The sequence below is a fragment of the Labilibaculum filiforme genome (assembly GCF_002843315.1).
Classification (GTDB): domain Bacteria; phylum Bacteroidota; class Bacteroidia; order Bacteroidales; family Marinifilaceae; genus Labilibaculum; species Labilibaculum filiforme.
Window position 1 is genome coordinate 222,247 of record NZ_MVDD01000005.1, and the last position, 15,912, is coordinate 238,158.

The window sequence follows — 15,912 nt, forward strand, 5'->3', positions numbered from 1 at the left end:
TCTAAATTTAACTATTTACTACTGAAATCTCCTTCTCTTTTTTCACAAATTCTCTAAATTTATCATCACTCATTGGTCTGCGAGGAATAATAAACGAAAAGGTACTTCCCTTATCCACTTCACTTTCTACCATCATTTCGCCATGATTTTTCACTAAAAAATCACGACACAATGTGATTCCCAAACCTGTACCTTTCTCATTAGCCGTTCCATCGGTTGTTTTCCCTTCGTAAATATTTTCGATTTGTTCTGGCATCATTCCAATACCATTATCGATTACCGAAATTTTCACGAAATACGCTCCTATTTCCGACTTCACTTCGATTACGCCCCCTTTATTGGTAAACTTAATGGCATTTGACATTAAATTACGAAGAACAGTATTAATCATATTCCAATCGATATATACTTCGACTGAAGGATTGGCACTTACAATTAAACGAATGGATTTTATTTTCGCCAATTCGGAAGAAAGTCCAATATTGGAACTAACGATTGAACTTGCATCGACCATTTGTAGGTTGGCCGAAATAGTAGAAGTCTGATTTTTAGCCCAAAACAGAAGATTCTCAAGCAGTTCGAAAGAATTATCGGCAGAATGAAACAAGGATTCTAAAAACTCTGTTTTATCCTCCTCCGACAGGTCCAACTCTTTATCGGTAAGCATCATTCGTAATCCATTGCTAATGTTTCCAATAGCACCACGAAGATCATGAGCAATTAAGGAGAACATTTTATCTTTCGTTTCATTCGCAGTTCGAAGGTTATCTTCACTCTCTTTCAGTCGCTTCATGGCTCCTATCAACTCCTCTTGATGCTGGCTCACCAAGCGATTACGCAAGTACAAAAGTTCATTGTCTTTCAGATTGTTACGATAACGAAACATCAGTAAGAATATCACTACCAAAAGCACCAATAAAATCAATAATCCAATAGTATACTGGCGATTAATTTCTAACTGTTGCGTTTGATTTTCATCTCTAAGAGCTTGATTTTCGTACTCTTTTACATCCTCCACATGACGAGAATCTAAATCATCAATTTTATTTGATAAATGTTCCGAAGAAATGGAATCCTGATAGGCTTGAAGATTTTGATAGGCAGCAACAGAATTTTCATAATCTCCCTGTTTGGTGTAGTAACGCGAAAGGTATTTGTAATAATCTCGAAATAATCTCTTCGACTTTAATTGTTCTGCGATTGCATATCCTTTATCTAGATGATGTTTTGCTTTAGCAAGATCATTATGATGCAAATACAAATCACTCATATTCAGTTCAAAAACTCCAGTCTTATTATTTGACACATTCGATTTATAATAATCTACAGCCTCTCGATAGGTTCGAATAGCTTTCAAAGTGTCTCCCATTTCGGTATACAGACTTCCAATATCATTCAGTAATTCTCCGACTATTGGTCGGTGCGAGATTTCTTTTCCTAGCGTTAGTCCTTGTTGTAAATAATCAATGGCTTTGTCGTAATCTCGAGTAGATTGGTAATAAACGCCAAATAAATTTAGGCATCTGGCAATACCAACCCTGTCATTTACACTCTCATAAATATCGTTGGCAATTTCGGTGTATTCGTAAGTTTTACTAAACTTTCCAGATTGATAGTATACGGTGGCTAATTGTTGACTGATAGCAGCAACCTGATTTTTATAATTATACCTTTCGGCGGCACGAAAAGCTTGCAACAAATAATCAAGAGCGTTATCGTACTGGTTGTCTTTATAGTAAGCCGTCCCTAAATAATACATGGCTTTCACTATTTCCGGATCGTATCCGAGACTTTGGGCAGTTGCAAGTGCTCTTGTTGCAATCTCAATTCCTTTTCCTGGTTCCGTTTCCCAATAGGCACGACTCATCTCTAATAAAGTCTCCAGTTTTTCCTGACCAAACACTTTAGTATAGCGATTCGTTAAGCTATCTAAATTTGTCTGAAAATCAGCAAACGCAGGCAGAGTCGAGAGTCCCGAAAAAACGCAAATTAAAAGCCAAGAATTAATTTTCATGCCCCTAATATACTACTTTATGTCACATAATTCAATACTCGTCAAAACTCAGAGCATACAAAATAAAAATGCCAGACTCAAATAGAATCCGACATAATTAAATTTATCGATTAATAGTATCTTAAAAACTAATTAAAGTTAATCCGACAGTAAAAGGAACCAACTCCGGACCATCATTTTTCTCGAACAAATCGGTTAATCCATAAGTTGCAAAAAAGTTTAAGGAACGATACCCGATACGAGCCTGTGCCGCGTAACGAAGTGTTTTCAGGTTAAAATCATCGTGATCTTTATCTTTATGCATATTTCCGTTCGATTTGTATTTCACTTTTGTGTGAGAACCTATTCGCAGGCCTCCCACTACTCCAGCAGATACATGTACTCTTCTTGACTTATACTTTACTGGTATTTGGAATTCCAACAATAAAGGAACTGTCAAATACAAACTTGTTAATTTGCTTTTCTTAATGCTCCAATCAGGATCAAAATCAAGTGGTTGAATAACACCAGAATCATCATTTCCTATAGTAATATTTTGATCGAAACGATAATTATTCCACTCTAAACCCATTCCTGTAACCAATCCAATAGTATTTCGATTTTTTTGTAGGCTAATGTCGTACTGAAGAAAATTTATATTTACACCTAACGACTTTGCCATATCTAAATCCATAAAGTCTTGTTGATCATTTGGATAGCTACTATAGTCTTCATCAGCAAACCCATTTACACCTATTTCAAAACCAGCCCAATGTCCTCGAAAGCCCTGCTCCTCCTCTAAGAAAAATTCATCTTGATTGGCATCCCAAGGATGTACTTTCTGAATCCGAATTCTGGTTCCGTGCCAGCCATCAATTATATTTATTTGTTTTCCTCCTAGTCTTATTTTAGTAGTATCTCTGTCCTCTTCAAAACCTACTTTACCTATTTTCCCAATTTTTGCTTTGATACCTTTATCATCCTCTACCACTTTCACCAAATCTTTTTCGAGAAATTTAACTTTCGTAGTATCTGCACTAGTTTCCCAAGACTGTACCTTAACGGTTTCTTTACTTTCGGTTTTCTTTTTTTTGTTCGACCAAGAATCCTCAATTAAGATTTTCTTAGTAATAGTATCCATTTTTAACGTATCAACAACTTGCTGTGCGTTACTTCCAAATACAAGCCCAACGGCCATGGCTAATAAAAATATTTTTTTCATAAGATTTTAATTTTCTTGTTCCTCCCAAATAAAATTCACATTTGCAAATCAGCTTACTCGTACAGAGCGAAGAATGCATTACAAAGCAACATTTCACAGGTGTGTCTTTATCTAATTTCTATGGGTAAGACGAAGTGGTGAATGAATAGTTACAGTCTATTTAATTGTTTTCGAAAAACCGATGCCAACAGTGTTAAAATCTATTCTGGTTTTCTCGGTAGTAGAATCATATTTTTTCTCTAATTGCACATTTTTTCCTGCTAGTTCGCCCAATTTATCCACCCCATATTTCGCAATTGCATACAACACCGAGTTCTGAGCATTCTTTTCGGGCACACTCGATTTCCAAGACATACCTAGTTGTGCAAGTCCGTTATTTACCATACTACTAACCTGAAGTTCTTCCTTAGGAATATCTAATTCCTGTTTAAAATCTTCTGAATTTGTAAGAGCAATCATTTTTGTATCTAAAGAAATAGCCAATGGATCCACTCGCTTTTCGATCTCCTCAATCACTTCAGTCTTTATTTCCTTATTGCGGATAGATACTACTTTTTGATATTTTGATACTGGAACCGATTTTTCTGCAGGTAATACCTTCGCTTGTTCCACAATCACAGAATTTAGACTACCAACTGATTTTTTAGTATTCGGAACCGGTTTAGTTTTACTAATCACAGGTTCTGCCTTTGCGGTAACATTCTCGATATTTGAATGGTCTCCTTCGAATTGATACAAAGTTGTCCAAAGCGAAAAAAGTAGAATGATTGTAGCAGCTACTCCTATTCGTGAAAAATAAGTCCAATAAACCAATTTTCGAGCCTCTTTTTTCAGCTTCTCCTTAGCAGGAAATACAACACCAGTATCGGCATGTAAAATGGTCTTTTTATAAAGCTGATTCTCCTGTCGATAACTCTCGTGCTTTTCGACAAAAGCATCAAAAGCAATTTCATTTTCAACCGATAAATCTCCCTCTAAACGAGCAATACAAAAATCATCGAAACTTTCTCGAAAAGGAATTTCCTTTAAGTATTCAGCATCCATAACAGCATCCTCCATTGCAAATAAAGAACAATCCATCTCCTCCAGCTCTAATTTAAGATCCGGATTTTTGATCAAAAATTCTTCCAAAGCGATAGTCTGAAGGGAATTTAATGTTCCATCCAAATAGTCAAGGAAAAATTCTTCGTAGTTGTATCGTGTAATTTCTCTCATCTCCTATGTTCTTTATACAATAGATTCGATACTACCAATGTAATTTTTCAAGTGTACTCTTGCCCGATAAATATAAACTTTCACCTGCGACTCTGTTAAATCAGTAATTTTAGCAATTTCGAGGTAAGAATAACCTTCGTAATCGCGCAATAAAACAACCGACCTTTGTACTTCCGATAGTCGTTCCAAAGCTTCCTCTAAAATTTCGCCTAAATCAGAATAATGCTCGGAATGAGCATATTCCCGAACGTCTACCTTCTCAAAATCTTCTTTTCTTTTTTCCCGTCGAATCAAATCGATCATGGTATGATAAGCTGTAGTGTACAAATAAGATTTTACTTTCAGGAAATTTACATTCTCCACATTACGCCACAATTTCTCAAAACTATCCTGCACAACGTCCCTCGCTTTATCCTCATCTCTAATGTTTTTGAGGATAAACCGAAACATTCCGTCAGCATGCTGATCTACGCTTGTATTGTATTCGTTCTGGTTCATATTTGGTGGCAATCAAATCTAGGACGTATACACTTAAAATAAAGTTACAGGCAATTTTTTATTATCTTCGATATTCGAAACCATTTTTATTTAATCTGCAAGTTGAAACTCATCTTCAAAAAACTTATAAAAAAAACAATTTTATAAAGAATTACTAAAATTAAACGAACCATTGATATGAGAAAAATATTTTTTGCTTTAATTGCAGTACCCATCCTAATTTCCTCTTGCTCCAAATCTATTTATACCCAAAAGCAGGAAAATAATACCAATGAACATTTGGTGATGGCAACTCTCTGGTTTCAAAGAGCTTCTGAATGCAGGGCACTTTATTACCAAGCGTTTAATATAGCCAAACTTTCGTTGGATAATCAATTGGCATCCCAGAATGAAAATAGCTTGCCAAAAGCTGTAGTGGTTGATATTGACGAAACTGTTTTAGACAACAGTCCTTTCGAAACCAATTCCATTCGAACTGGCCAATCGTTTACCAGCGAAGCATGGACAGAGTGGACGGACATGGCAAAAGCATCTCCAACACCAGGAGCTCTTGAGTTTTTAAATTATGCTGCCACAAAAGGAGTAGAAACTTTCTATATCTCCAATCGCGATACTTCGGCCTTAACAAAAACCATCGAAAACCTTCAAAAATTAGGATTTCCATTTGCGGATAAACAACACGTTCTACTAAAAACAGATACAAGTGTAAAAACGCCACGAAGAAATAAGGTATTAGAATCTCATGAAATATTAATTTTAGCAGGCGACAATTTAGGCGATTTTGATGAATTTTTAGAGGATAGATCTACTGATTTTGGCTTTTCTAAAGTAGATAAAATGCAGGCTGAATTTGGAAATCGATTTATTGTTCTACCAAATCCAATGTACGGTTCTTGGGAAAAAGAAGTACTAAAAAGTAAAACCAAATTGGATGCATCCGAAAAAGAAAAATTGCGAAAGAAACGCTTAATAGGATACGAAGAACTGTAATCAAGATTTAAGCCCGAAAAAAAAAATCGGGCTTTCTTTTTCGTGGAAATATATCTCCACGAAAAATAAAATTATCTTTGTACAAATCAATTCAATAAGTTCCCGACGAAGCATGGCGCAAATTAATTCACACCTTTTACTTGTGAACCAGATTCCTTTAATAGATTCATTGAAACTATCGAACAATGAATTAAAGGATTCTCTCACTTTCCACTATGCACAACAAACAGGACCAACACAAGTAGGCCCGAAAGCTGAGGGAAAGCAAAGGTCGCTTACCGTATTTCAAATGGACTCTTTACTTGTTTCGGATAGCATTCCTATAATTGAAATAAAACCTACCATACAAATTATCCGTGAAAACGGAATTCCTATTGCTTCCCGCAATAGCGATTGGATGGTTGGAATACTTCTTTTTGCATTGATTTTAATGGCGATTGTACGATTTTCGTTTAGTAAATTCCTACTGCGAGTTTTCGATTCCACCATTAACTACCAAACTTCCTCTAACCTTTTATTAGAAAAAAATATGAGGAACTTAAGAGGATCTATTTTCTTGAACCTTCTTTTCTATGTGAATTTCGCATTATTTGTAGTACAATACTTTATTTATATACTTTCGCTTAATCGAGAGTACAATAACATTCTCATTTTTCTGTATTGTTTTGCCGGATTAGTAACGTTATACAATACAAAATACCTGTTCATTCGGTTTGTGGGCTACGTTTTTAACGGAATTAAGGAAAGTAAAGAATATTTACACACAGTATCTATCTACAATAAAAATTTAGGAGTAATTCTTTTGCCTATTACCATCAGTGCTCCGTTTATAGCGCAACACTCTGTACCAATCTTGCTAAACACAGGCTTAGTTTTATGCCTTATTTTTTATGTTTTTAGACTATTTAGAGGCTTTAAAATATTATTTCGCCAACATGTGGCAATATTTTATATGATTTTGTACCTTTGTGCACTGGAAATTTTGCCCTTGCTAATGATTTACAAACTGTTGTATTTATTAGTATAGGTCGGTTAACAAATTGTTGAACTAAACTCTACTATTTTGAAAATCAAGACGATCCTGGTTTCGCAACCAAAACCACAAACTGAAAAGTCACCGTATTTTGATTTGGCCGAAAAATATAATTTAAAAATTGATTTTCGACCATTTATTCAAGTTGAAGGAATTTCAGCCAAAGAGTTTAGACAAGAAAGAATCAATGTATTGGATCACAGTGCTGTAATCTTTACTAGTCGTACAGCAATTGACCATTTCTTTAGAATTTGTCAAGAACTTAGAATTACTGTACCCGATGAAATGAAATATTTCTGTATTTCAGAATCAACGGCTTTCTACCTTCAAAAATACATTGTTTATCGAAAAAGAAAAATATTCTTTGGAGAAAAACGATTTGAAGATTTAATGGAAATCATTTTGAAACACAAAGGAGAAACATTTTTAGTGCCTCTTTCGGACATTCATAAACAATCCATTCCTGAATTACTTACAAAAAGCAAAATAAAATATTCTAAAGCTGTTCTATATCGCACTGTTAGTAGTGACTTATCGGATTTAGCAGATGTGAATTATGATGTATTAGCATTTTTTAGTCCTTCAGGAATTGCATCATTGCTTCAAAACTTTCCCGATTTTAAACAAAACAGTACACTTATAGCAGCATTTGGACCAACGACATCAGAAGCGGTAACATCGAATAATTTACGACTTGATATTCAAGCTCCGATGCCACAAGCGCCATCAATGACAATGGCTCTAGATCAGTTTATTAAGAAGTTTAATAAGGATAATAAATAGGTGTTATCTCTAAAAATAGAATCAAACAAAAAGGGGAATAATTTCCTCTTTTTTTGTCGAGTTTTGTAATTATGGAAGAAAAGAATCGCTTCACATTTAAAAAGGAGGAAAGATTAACGCATAAAATCCTTATCGGAAAACTATTTTCTGAAGGAAAAGGATTTATTTGTTACCCTTTTCGGATTGTATGGAAAGAAGCGAAACTAAATTCTGAATTTCCTGCACAGGTAGCGATTACCGTCTCGAAACGAAGTTTTAAAAAAGCAGTTACTCGCAACTTGTTAAAAAGAAGAATCCGCGAAATTTATCGACTTACAAAACGAGAATTTTATCAGGAATTGGAGCACAAAGGAATACAGATTGCTTTTATGGTGGTATATTTACCAAAAACAATACTTACCACTTCCGAAATGGAGCACAAACTGGTAAAAGCCTTAAAGAGAATACCCAAAGAATATGAAATGCATTCTAACTCTTCTGCTAAAGGTGATTCTATACATCATGATACTGCCAATTAGGTTCTATCAATATGCAATATCACCACTCACTCCTTCGGCATGCAGGTATCACCCTACCTGTTCAACATATGCCATACAAGCGCTAAAAAAATACGGCCCGTTTAAAGGAAGCTACCTTGCAATAAAACGAATTATTTCCTGCAATCCTTGGGGTGGACATGGACACGATCCTGTTCCTTAGCTTTTATTTCTGAAGAAAAAGGAATTCGCTTACTGTATTTAGAACAATTCTTAATAAATTCACGTACAACAAGTTTATTCCTTTTCCCAATTTTGTTTTCTTGCAGAATGAAAGTGCTTTAGGGTTAACAAATGTTAAAGTGAATTGTTTTAAAAAGGGAATAATTATATTTGTTTCAACCTACATTATATTTTATTTCTTCTTATTTGTAAATTCGTGCGTTAGGGATAGCAACAGCTAGGCTGCGGGGAGAGTTATTTTAAATATCAATTTAAACAAAAACATATGAAGCTTCGTAAAAAATCGGGAGCCATCTGGCTACTTGCTGTTTTACTTTTAAGTAGTGCAGTTTTCTGGGGATTTAGCAGAGACGAGAGAAATTTTGAGATCAGCAAAAACTTAAACATTTACTATACTTTATTTCGAGAATTGAATCTATTTTATGTAGATGAGATTGATCCGGGCGACTTGGTAAAGAAAAGTATGGATGCCATGTTAACAACTCTTGATCCTTACACCACTTACATCTCCGAATCGGAAATAGAAGATTTTAAATTAATGACCACAGGCGAATATGCTGGTATTGGTTCATTAATCAGTAAACACAAGGATGAAGTAATAATTGCCGAACCTTACGAAGGATTTCCTGCTTTTAAAGCTGGATTAAAAGCTGGTGATGTATTGTTGGAGATAAATGGAACATCGGTATCAAAAAAGACTACCGATGACGTTAGCAGCCTTTTAAAAGGACAACCAAATGTTCCGCTTACCATTAAAATAAAGAGACCTGGGATTGATAAAACCATGGAGAAAAAATTAGTGCGTGAAAACATTCAGTTAAAATCGGTTCCCTACTTCGGAATGGTTTCTGATTCGATCGGATACATTCTTTTAAATCAATTTACCGACAAGGCTTCTGGTGAAATAAAAGAAGCTTTAAAAACGCTTAAAGAACAAAATGCAAAATCGATTGTTCTGGATTTAAGAGGAAACCCAGGAGGTTTATTAGATCAAGCAATTGAGATTGTGAACCTTTTTGTAAACAAAGGAGAAGACATTGTAAGCACCAAAGGAAAAGTTTCGCAATGGGACAAATCTTATACTGCCACCAAAACTCCTTTTGATGCCGAAATTCCAATTGCAGTTTTGGTAAACAGAGGATCGGCTTCGGCTTCGGAAATTGTTTCGGGTGCTATACAGGATCTCGACAGAGGAGTTGTAATAGGACAAAGAACCTTTGGTAAAGGATTGGTTCAAACCACAAGAAATTTGACCTACAACGCAAAATTAAAGGTAACTACCGCAAAGTACTACATTCCTAGTGGCAGATGCATTCAGGCATTGGATTACAGCCACCGAAACGAAGATGGAAGTGTTGGAAAAATTGCAGATTCTTTAATCACTGAATTTCATACTAAAAATGGTCGTTCTGTTTTTGATGGCGGTGGTGTTCTGCCTGATTTAAAAATTGAATCGGAGACCTACAGTAGTCTGACTATTAATCTGATTCGCAACTTCCTGGTTTTTGATTATGCAACTTTATTCGCTAATAGTCACGAAAAAATAGCAAGTGCGAAAGAATTTAAAATTTCGGATCAAGAATTTGAAAAATTCTCCCAATTCATTAAAGAACAGAAGTTTGTATACGAATCGGAAAGTACCGAAATTCTAGATGCGCTTAAAACAGCGGCTAAAGAAGAAAAATACTATGACATTTCGTCGAGTGAGTTTGATGCACTTACTGCAAAATTAGCTCCTAATTTAGATCGTGACTTAAAGCGATTTAAAGATGAAATCAGCGATTTACTGGCACACGAAATTATTAAAAGATATTACTACCAAAATGGTGGAATAGAATATAGTTTAAAAGAAGATAAAACGCTTATGAAAGCGATTGAAGTGCTACAGGATAAAAATGAATACCTAGGCATTTTAGACGGAAGCATTGGCTTGCATGCGTTACAAGTAAAATAAAAACAAATTTCATATGATTATTATTTGATTTTTAGTCGCCATATGGAACTTACCATGCTGGGATAATCATCTCTCTGTGTGTCAAAACACCCTTGTCATGGACGTTTCATAAAATATAAAAGACCATCTTTCTGTTGAGAGATGGTTTTTTTTTGCCTTACACAAGCTAGTTATTGCATTCCTAAGGTTTCTTTCACTTGTTTTCGATAGGTTCTTCCAATATTTAATTGGATATCCTCCACTAAAATATGATTGTTAGAAAAACGCTTCAGTCTATCTTTATTAATGATAAAGGAACGATGAATGCGTAAAAACTGCTGAGGCAACCTATCTTCTAAATTACTGATGTTTTCTTTCGTTTTAATTTCCTCGGTACTGGTATGAATGCGTACATAGTCGGATAAACTCTCCAAATAAATGATATCAGGAAATTTAATTTTAATTGTTTTTCGATTGGATATAATCTCCAAATAGTCTTGTTTCATTTTTTCCTGTTCTAGCAAAAATTCCTGAATAATTTGTTGCTTTTCTCTAATTTGCCGACTCATTAAAAGAAAGGAACCAACAAATACCATTAAATAAAGTAGTGCCGCCAACAGAAATGTATTGGAAGCGTTTGGTCCTAGATTTTTAAAATTAAAATTTCCCAAATATATAAAAGAGAATATCAGTACTATTGTTTCCAGATACATCGATACCACAGCAGTATAAAACGAATAGAAGCCAAAGCGAACATATTTCTTTTGCATGTAGTATCGGGGAACCAAAAAATAGTTAAAGAAGTACGACGTACCCAAAACAATCGGGAACAACATACTTATAAAGAAAAATGCGGCGATATTATTCCCCCAAGACACACCAAAAACCAACGTTAAAGAAAGAAGTACAAAAATCCAGTAAAAGATATGGTAATATGGATTCGACGATTTTTTAATCATTTGCAAATACTTGATTATTGTTTGTAGAACAAATTACGATTTAGCCTGGAGCAAGCTAATATTTGACTGCTCGGTAAAGTTTCAACTAATTTAGCACAGAAAATAAAGATATCTAAACAAAGTGGATAAACGACAGGTATAGACCCGTATTCGACCTTGCCTGCACCACACGAATCGCCTTACTTTGGAGGTATAATATTAATCTTTAAAAAGTAAAAATATGACAGATTTGTTTTTTATGGGAGGAGCACTCTTTATGGGAATTCTTAGCCTACTTCTTATTGCGATGCTAGCATGGATTGCTTACTATTTTTTCCTAGCTTATTTTTCGAAGAATGAGTTACAGGAAAAATCGCTTCGGAAATTGCAGTATGGAAAATCAATTGGATTATTTGCCATGATTTTTGGCATACTTGGACAATTACTTGGGTTATTTAATGCCTTCTCGGTAATACAACAAAGCGTAGATATCTCTCCAAATGTAATTTATGGTGGATTAAAAGTTTCCATGATCCCTACATTTTATGGAATCATTATTTACCTATTCTCTATTTTATTATGGTTTGTTACCAGCTTTTTAATTGAAAAGAAATTAGAGTAATCGGAGATCGAAATAAAGAAAAAGCTCATTCTTGCTATAAGAATGAGCTTTTAAATTTTTATCTGTTGTTTAATTAATGCGCCTGCAACCAGTTCTCTCCTACTCCCATATCCACGGTAAGTGGAACCGAGAGTTGAATGGCATTTTCCATTTCTTGTTTTAAAATCAGCTTCATAGGCTCCAATTCGGACAACAAACAATCAAAGTTCAATTCATCATGTACCTGAATAATCATTTTTGATTGCATTCCTTCCCGTTTCATCCGGTTATGAATATTAATCATCGCTATTTTGATAACATCGGCTGCCGATCCCTGAATGGGAGCATTAATCGCATTTCGTTCGGCTACTCCGCGAACTATTGCGTTACTTGAGTTAATATCTTTTAAATATCTGCGACGAGATAGCAAAGTAACTACAAACTCATCCTTGCGAGCTTTCTCCACACTTTCATCCATAAACACTTTAACTCCCGGATACGATTCAAAATAGCCTGTAATGAGCTCTTTTCCCTCTTTCCGACTAATTCCTAGGCGTTCGGCCAATCCCCAAGCCGAAATACCGTAAATAATTCCAAAATTAGCTGTTTTAGCTCTGCTTCGCATGTCCTTACTAACCTCCTCGATTGGTAGTTTGTAAATTTTAGCTGCGGTAGCTGTATGGAAATCGGCCTCGTTGTTAAAAGCATCTATCATGTTCTGATCCATACTCATGTGCGCCATTAGTCGTAATTCTACCTGCGAGTAATCGGCAGAAAGAAAGGTGTGCTTTTCGGAGGATGGAACAAATGCTTTTCGGATGTATCTTCCCTGCTCGGTGCGAATAGGAATGTTTTGCAAATTAGGATTGGTAGAACTTAACCTTCCTGTTGCGGCTTCGGCCTGATTAAAAGAGGTATGTATCTTTCCTGATTTTTCGTTGATATAAGTTGGAAGAGCCTCTACATAGGTCGAAATTAATTTCTTTAAAGATCTAAAATCCAATATCTTCTGAATAATTTCATGCTTATCCTTCAATTTAGAAAGAACATCTTCGGAAGTAGAATATTGTCCCGATTTGGTTTTTTTAGCTTTACTATCGAGCCCCATTTTATCGAATAAAATATCTCCCAACTGCTTTGGTGAAGCCACATTAAAATCGGCATCAGCCATTTCTTTAATGTCTTTCTCGATGCTATCTACCTCTTGGTTTAGCACCAAAGCATAATCTTTCAGGGTTTTTACATCAATACTAACACCGGTAAACTCCATATCTGCCAAAATACTCAACAAAGGCATTTCAATGTCGCGAAACAAATCCAGTAATTCGTTTTCTTTCATGCGACTTTCCAACTCCTCTTTTAGCTCCAAATTTAAAACGCACTCTTCGCAATACACTTCATGCTTAATAGGTTCCTGCTCGAGCATTAAACTTAGTTGCGTTTTTTTGCCTTTTGTTTTGTCGTTGTTCGCAATTACCTGATAATTTAAAACCGAATGAGCCACAAATGCAAAATCGTGCTTTAATTCGGGCTGAATTAAATAATGCGAAATCATGTTGTCGAAAATTGGACCTTTCACATCTATCCCATGCCAACGCAATATTAAAGTGTCGCGTTTTATATCGTGACCTATTTTTAAAATATTTTCATCTTCGAAAATAAATTTAAATTCTTGAGCTACTTTTCTTGCCGCTTCGAAATTTGGTGGGAAGGGAACAAAAAAAGCTTTGTCGTTTCGATACGAAAAAGTCAAACCAAGAAGTTGAGAGGTATTTGGATCTGAATCGGACAGAATTGTTCTAAATGAGAATTCTTTCTGAACACACAATTCTGCTTTCAAATCGGCTCTTGAAGCCTGATTTTCAAGCACAAAGAAGCCACAAGATAAGTCGTTTACATCTCTTAGAATCACTTCTTTACGTTCAACTGTATCCTTGTCCGTAAATTTTTCACTCTCTTCGGCAAAAAGGTTCCCTTGATTTTTAAAAACCCGTTCGGCCAAAGTGAAAAATTCTAATTCCTTAAAAATGGCTCTTAACTTGACTTCATCAAAATCTATCAATTTAAAATTCTCTTCGTCAAAATCTATAGGAGCATCCAAAGCAATTTTTGCTAACACTTTCGAAAATCGAACTTGTTCTTCCGATTCAATGACTCTTTCTTTTTGTTTTCCTTTTAGCTTATCGGTGTTCTGATACAAACCATCGATATCTTTATAGAGCTCGATTAATTTTTGAGCTGTTTTAGGACCAATTCCCGGACAACCAGGAATATTATCTGCAGTATCGCCCATTAAGCCCAAATAATCGACAATTTGATCGGGATGCTCCACCCCAAACTTTTCCTTTATTTCGGGAACGCCCCAAACCTCCACTTCTTTTCCAGAACTTTTAGGTTTAAACATGAATATATTCTCGCTTACCAACTGTGCATAATCCTTATCTGGAGTCATCATGTAAACGGTATACCCTTGTTTTTCGGCTTTTTTTGCCAAGGTTCCAATTACATCGTCGGCCTCGTATCCTTCTACGTCGAACTCGGGAATATTAAACCCCTGTATAATTGATTTGATATAAGGAATTGATTTTCTTAAATCGTCGGGCATTGGAGGACGCTGTGCTTTATACTCCTTAAACATCTCGTGCCGAAAAGTTGGTCCTATTGGATCGAATACAACAGCAATGTGCGATGGTTTCTCTTTTTCCAACACCTCGAGTAGCGTATTGGTAAAGCCGAGCATTGCGGAAGAATTAATTCCTGTTGAGGTAAACCTCGGATTTTTAATGAAAGCGTAATACGATCTGTATATCAGGGCAAAAGCATCGAGTAAAAAAAGTTTTTTACCAGAATGGGTAACGGATGAGTGCATATAATTTCAATTAATAATTGGATTCAAACAAAAGTACAAGATAATCGCTCTTGAGCAATTATCCATTACTAATTATTACTGAATAATACCAAATTTGAGTTGCAATACCACAAAATTTAGACAATAAAAAACCCGGAATTTCTTCCGGGTTCGTACTAATATTTTCTTTTGTTACTCATTATCATCGGCATACCACTCGGCAAAGGAGGTGGCAGTTTCGTGCAGTTTTAAGGAGTGTAGTTTCACCTCTAAAGGCAAACGAATACGAATTTTTTCTGCAAAATCAACAATCATATTTTCACAAGTTGGCTGATAATCAGTAATAAAAAAACGATCGAACATTTGTTCGATATTCAATTGCTCGAGATTTGGTGTTGCCTTACTTAAAACAACGGAATGATCGAGTTGATCTACAATTTCTTCGGCAACAATTTTTTTTAAATCGCCAAAATCCATTACCATTCCCAATTTAGAGTTGTTGGTATCAGTTATTGGCTCTCCAATAACGGTAACAAACAAAATATAGGAATGCCCATGAATATTTTTACAAAGCCCATCGTAATTCCATAAGGCATGAGCCATTTCGAAACGAAACTCTTTGGTTAATCTTACTTTCGCCATCTACTTACATTGTATAAAAAAACCAGCAATATACTGGTTCTTGTTTATCTTATCCATGTGTACAATTGCTGATACAATCAACAATATTACTTAGACTACAGTGCTTCAGGAAATAGTAAGTATTCTTGCCTTCTCTGCTTGAAGAAAGAACGCCTTTATCTTTTAAAATTCCCAAATGATGAGAAGTTGTAGATTGCTCTATTTTTAATAATTCATGAATTTCAGTCACTGTAAGCTTTTTTCCATCCTCCAGATATCCTAAAATTGCAATTCTCATTGGATGAGCAATTGCTTTAAGCATGTTAGCTGCTTGCTCTAGCTTAGCAGGTTCTAATTCTCTAATTTTCATACACAACTATTATTCAAGTAAAGTATCAAATGCAAATATATAAATATTTCCTTGAATAGTCTAAAATAGACATATTGAAATAGTTAAATTTCTCGTTTTGTATATAATTTAGTTAAAGTCTTAATAAAAACTAGAATTATAAATCCGA

At 35.1% G+C, this 15,912-nt stretch carries 15 protein-coding genes; 7 read left to right on the top strand and 8 right to left on the bottom strand.

Annotation, left to right across the window (positions count from 1 at the left end):
• Nucleotides 1-7 precede the first annotated feature (7 nt).
• The 4 genes from BZG02_RS09075 to BZG02_RS09090 form a co-directional block, all read right to left on the bottom strand.
• Nucleotides 8-2,014 (bottom strand): tetratricopeptide repeat-containing sensor histidine kinase, encoded by a 2,007-nt coding sequence (locus BZG02_RS09075; protein WP_101261103.1) that lies wholly within the window; start codon nucleotides 2,012-2,014, stop codon nucleotides 8-10.
• A gap of 121 nt (nucleotides 2,015-2,135) precedes the next feature.
• On the bottom strand, nucleotides 2,136-3,215 hold the full coding sequence (locus BZG02_RS09080; RefSeq protein ID WP_101261104.1) for a porin family protein: 1,080 nt from the start codon (nucleotides 3,213-3,215) through the stop codon (nucleotides 2,136-2,138).
• A gap of 156 nt (nucleotides 3,216-3,371) precedes the next feature.
• Nucleotides 3,372-4,430, bottom strand: coding sequence for a hypothetical protein (locus BZG02_RS09085; protein ID WP_101261105.1), 1,059 nt, complete (start codon nucleotides 4,428-4,430; stop codon nucleotides 3,372-3,374).
• Between the two features lie 12 nt (nucleotides 4,431-4,442).
• Complete coding sequence (locus tag BZG02_RS09090) at nucleotides 4,443-4,928, bottom strand: RNA polymerase sigma factor (RefSeq protein WP_101261106.1); 486 nt, start codon at nucleotides 4,926-4,928, stop codon at nucleotides 4,443-4,445.
• A gap of 177 nt (nucleotides 4,929-5,105) precedes the next feature.
• Between BZG02_RS09090 and BZG02_RS09095 the strand changes: the two genes are divergently transcribed.
• The 6 genes from BZG02_RS09095 (at nucleotide 5,106) to BZG02_RS09120 (ending at nucleotide 10,407) form a co-directional block, all read left to right on the top strand.
• Complete coding sequence (locus tag BZG02_RS09095) at nucleotides 5,106-5,918, top strand: 5'-nucleotidase, lipoprotein e(P4) family (protein ID WP_101261107.1); 813 nt, start codon at nucleotides 5,106-5,108, stop codon at nucleotides 5,916-5,918.
• A 112-nt stretch (nucleotides 5,919-6,030) separates the two neighbouring features.
• Nucleotides 6,031-6,945: a DUF4271 domain-containing protein gene (locus tag BZG02_RS09100; RefSeq protein ID WP_101261108.1), complete on the top strand. Its 915-nt coding sequence runs from the start codon at nucleotides 6,031-6,033 to the stop codon at nucleotides 6,943-6,945.
• Nucleotides 6,946-6,981: 36 nt separating this feature from the next.
• Nucleotides 6,982-7,734 carry a uroporphyrinogen-III synthase gene (locus BZG02_RS09105; protein ID WP_101261109.1) on the top strand — a complete coding sequence of 251 codons (753 nt, stop codon included), beginning with the start codon at nucleotides 6,982-6,984 and terminating at the stop codon, nucleotides 7,732-7,734.
• Between the two features lie 71 nt (nucleotides 7,735-7,805).
• Nucleotides 7,806-8,252 carry a ribonuclease P protein component gene (rnpA, locus tag BZG02_RS09110; RefSeq protein ID WP_101261110.1) on the top strand — a complete coding sequence of 149 codons (447 nt, stop codon included), beginning with the start codon at nucleotides 7,806-7,808 and terminating at the stop codon, nucleotides 8,250-8,252.
• Nucleotides 8,236-8,433, top strand: a complete 198-nt coding sequence (gene yidD, locus BZG02_RS09115; protein ID WP_245868073.1) for a membrane protein insertion efficiency factor YidD — start codon at nucleotides 8,236-8,238, stop codon at nucleotides 8,431-8,433. The genes rnpA and yidD overlap by 17 nt, the downstream gene beginning before the upstream one ends.
• Nucleotides 8,434-8,718: 285 nt before the next feature.
• Nucleotides 8,719-10,407 (top strand): S41 family peptidase, encoded by a 1,689-nt coding sequence (locus BZG02_RS09120; protein WP_101261112.1) that lies wholly within the window; start codon nucleotides 8,719-8,721, stop codon nucleotides 10,405-10,407.
• 170 nt (nucleotides 10,408-10,577) lie between these two features.
• Here the strand turns inward: BZG02_RS09120 and BZG02_RS09125 are convergent, their stop codons facing one another.
• The gene (locus tag BZG02_RS09125; protein ID WP_101261113.1) at nucleotides 10,578-11,345 is read right to left on the bottom strand and encodes a LytR/AlgR family response regulator transcription factor; all 768 of its coding nucleotides are present in this window, start codon (nucleotides 11,343-11,345) and stop codon (nucleotides 10,578-10,580) included.
• Between the two features lie 220 nt (nucleotides 11,346-11,565).
• On the opposite strand from BZG02_RS09125, the gene BZG02_RS09130 reads away from it, so the two are divergent.
• Nucleotides 11,566-11,946: a MotA/TolQ/ExbB proton channel family protein gene (locus BZG02_RS09130; RefSeq protein WP_101261114.1), complete on the top strand. Its 381-nt coding sequence runs from the start codon at nucleotides 11,566-11,568 to the stop codon at nucleotides 11,944-11,946.
• Between the two features lie 73 nt (nucleotides 11,947-12,019).
• Here the strand turns inward: BZG02_RS09130 and polA are convergent, their stop codons facing one another.
• The 3 genes from polA to BZG02_RS09145 form a co-directional block, all read right to left on the bottom strand.
• Nucleotides 12,020-14,794: a DNA polymerase I gene (gene polA, locus BZG02_RS09135; protein WP_101261115.1), complete on the bottom strand. Its 2,775-nt coding sequence runs from the start codon at nucleotides 14,792-14,794 to the stop codon at nucleotides 12,020-12,022.
• 171 nt (nucleotides 14,795-14,965) lie between these two features.
• Nucleotides 14,966-15,415, bottom strand: coding sequence for a 6-pyruvoyl trahydropterin synthase family protein (locus BZG02_RS09140; protein WP_101261116.1), 450 nt, complete (start codon nucleotides 15,413-15,415; stop codon nucleotides 14,966-14,968).
• A 49-nt stretch (nucleotides 15,416-15,464) separates the two neighbouring features.
• On the bottom strand, nucleotides 15,465-15,764 hold the full coding sequence (locus BZG02_RS09145) for an ArsR/SmtB family transcription factor (protein ID WP_101261117.1): 300 nt from the start codon (nucleotides 15,762-15,764) through the stop codon (nucleotides 15,465-15,467).
• Nucleotides 15,765-15,912 lie beyond the last annotated feature (148 nt).

What these genes read in the sequence shown, in the direction of transcription:
- BZG02_RS09100 (WP_101261108.1), top strand. Translation starts at nt 6,031, where the DNA reads ATGGCGCAAATTAATTCACACCTTTTACTTGTGAACCAGATTCCTTTA.
- BZG02_RS09080 (WP_101261104.1), bottom strand. Translation starts at nt 3,215, where the DNA reads ATGAAAAAAATATTTTTATTAGCCATGGCCGTTGGGCTTGTATTTGGA.
- BZG02_RS09085 (WP_101261105.1), bottom strand. Translation starts at nt 4,430, where the DNA reads ATGAGAGAAATTACACGATACAACTACGAAGAATTTTTCCTTGACTAT.
- BZG02_RS09140 (WP_101261116.1), bottom strand. Translation starts at nt 15,415, where the DNA reads ATGGCGAAAGTAAGATTAACCAAAGAGTTTCGTTTCGAAATGGCTCAT.
- BZG02_RS09090 (WP_101261106.1), bottom strand. Translation starts at nt 4,928, where the DNA reads ATGAACCAGAACGAATACAATACAAGCGTAGATCAGCATGCTGACGGA.
- BZG02_RS09145 (WP_101261117.1), bottom strand. Translation starts at nt 15,764, where the DNA reads ATGAAAATTAGAGAATTAGAACCTGCTAAGCTAGAGCAAGCAGCTAAC.
- rnpA (WP_101261110.1), top strand. Translation starts at nt 7,806, where the DNA reads ATGGAAGAAAAGAATCGCTTCACATTTAAAAAGGAGGAAAGATTAACG.
- BZG02_RS09120 (WP_101261112.1), top strand. Translation starts at nt 8,719, where the DNA reads ATGAAGCTTCGTAAAAAATCGGGAGCCATCTGGCTACTTGCTGTTTTA.
- polA (WP_101261115.1), bottom strand. Translation starts at nt 14,794, where the DNA reads ATGCACTCATCCGTTACCCATTCTGGTAAAAAACTTTTTTTACTCGAT.
- BZG02_RS09095 (WP_101261107.1), top strand. Translation starts at nt 5,106, where the DNA reads ATGAGAAAAATATTTTTTGCTTTAATTGCAGTACCCATCCTAATTTCC.
- yidD (WP_245868073.1), top strand. Translation starts at nt 8,236, where the DNA reads ATGATACTGCCAATTAGGTTCTATCAATATGCAATATCACCACTCACT.
- BZG02_RS09130 (WP_101261114.1), top strand. Translation starts at nt 11,566, where the DNA reads ATGACAGATTTGTTTTTTATGGGAGGAGCACTCTTTATGGGAATTCTT.
- BZG02_RS09125 (WP_101261113.1), bottom strand. Translation starts at nt 11,345, where the DNA reads ATGATTAAAAAATCGTCGAATCCATATTACCATATCTTTTACTGGATT.
- BZG02_RS09075 (WP_101261103.1), bottom strand. Translation starts at nt 2,014, where the DNA reads ATGAAAATTAATTCTTGGCTTTTAATTTGCGTTTTTTCGGGACTCTCG.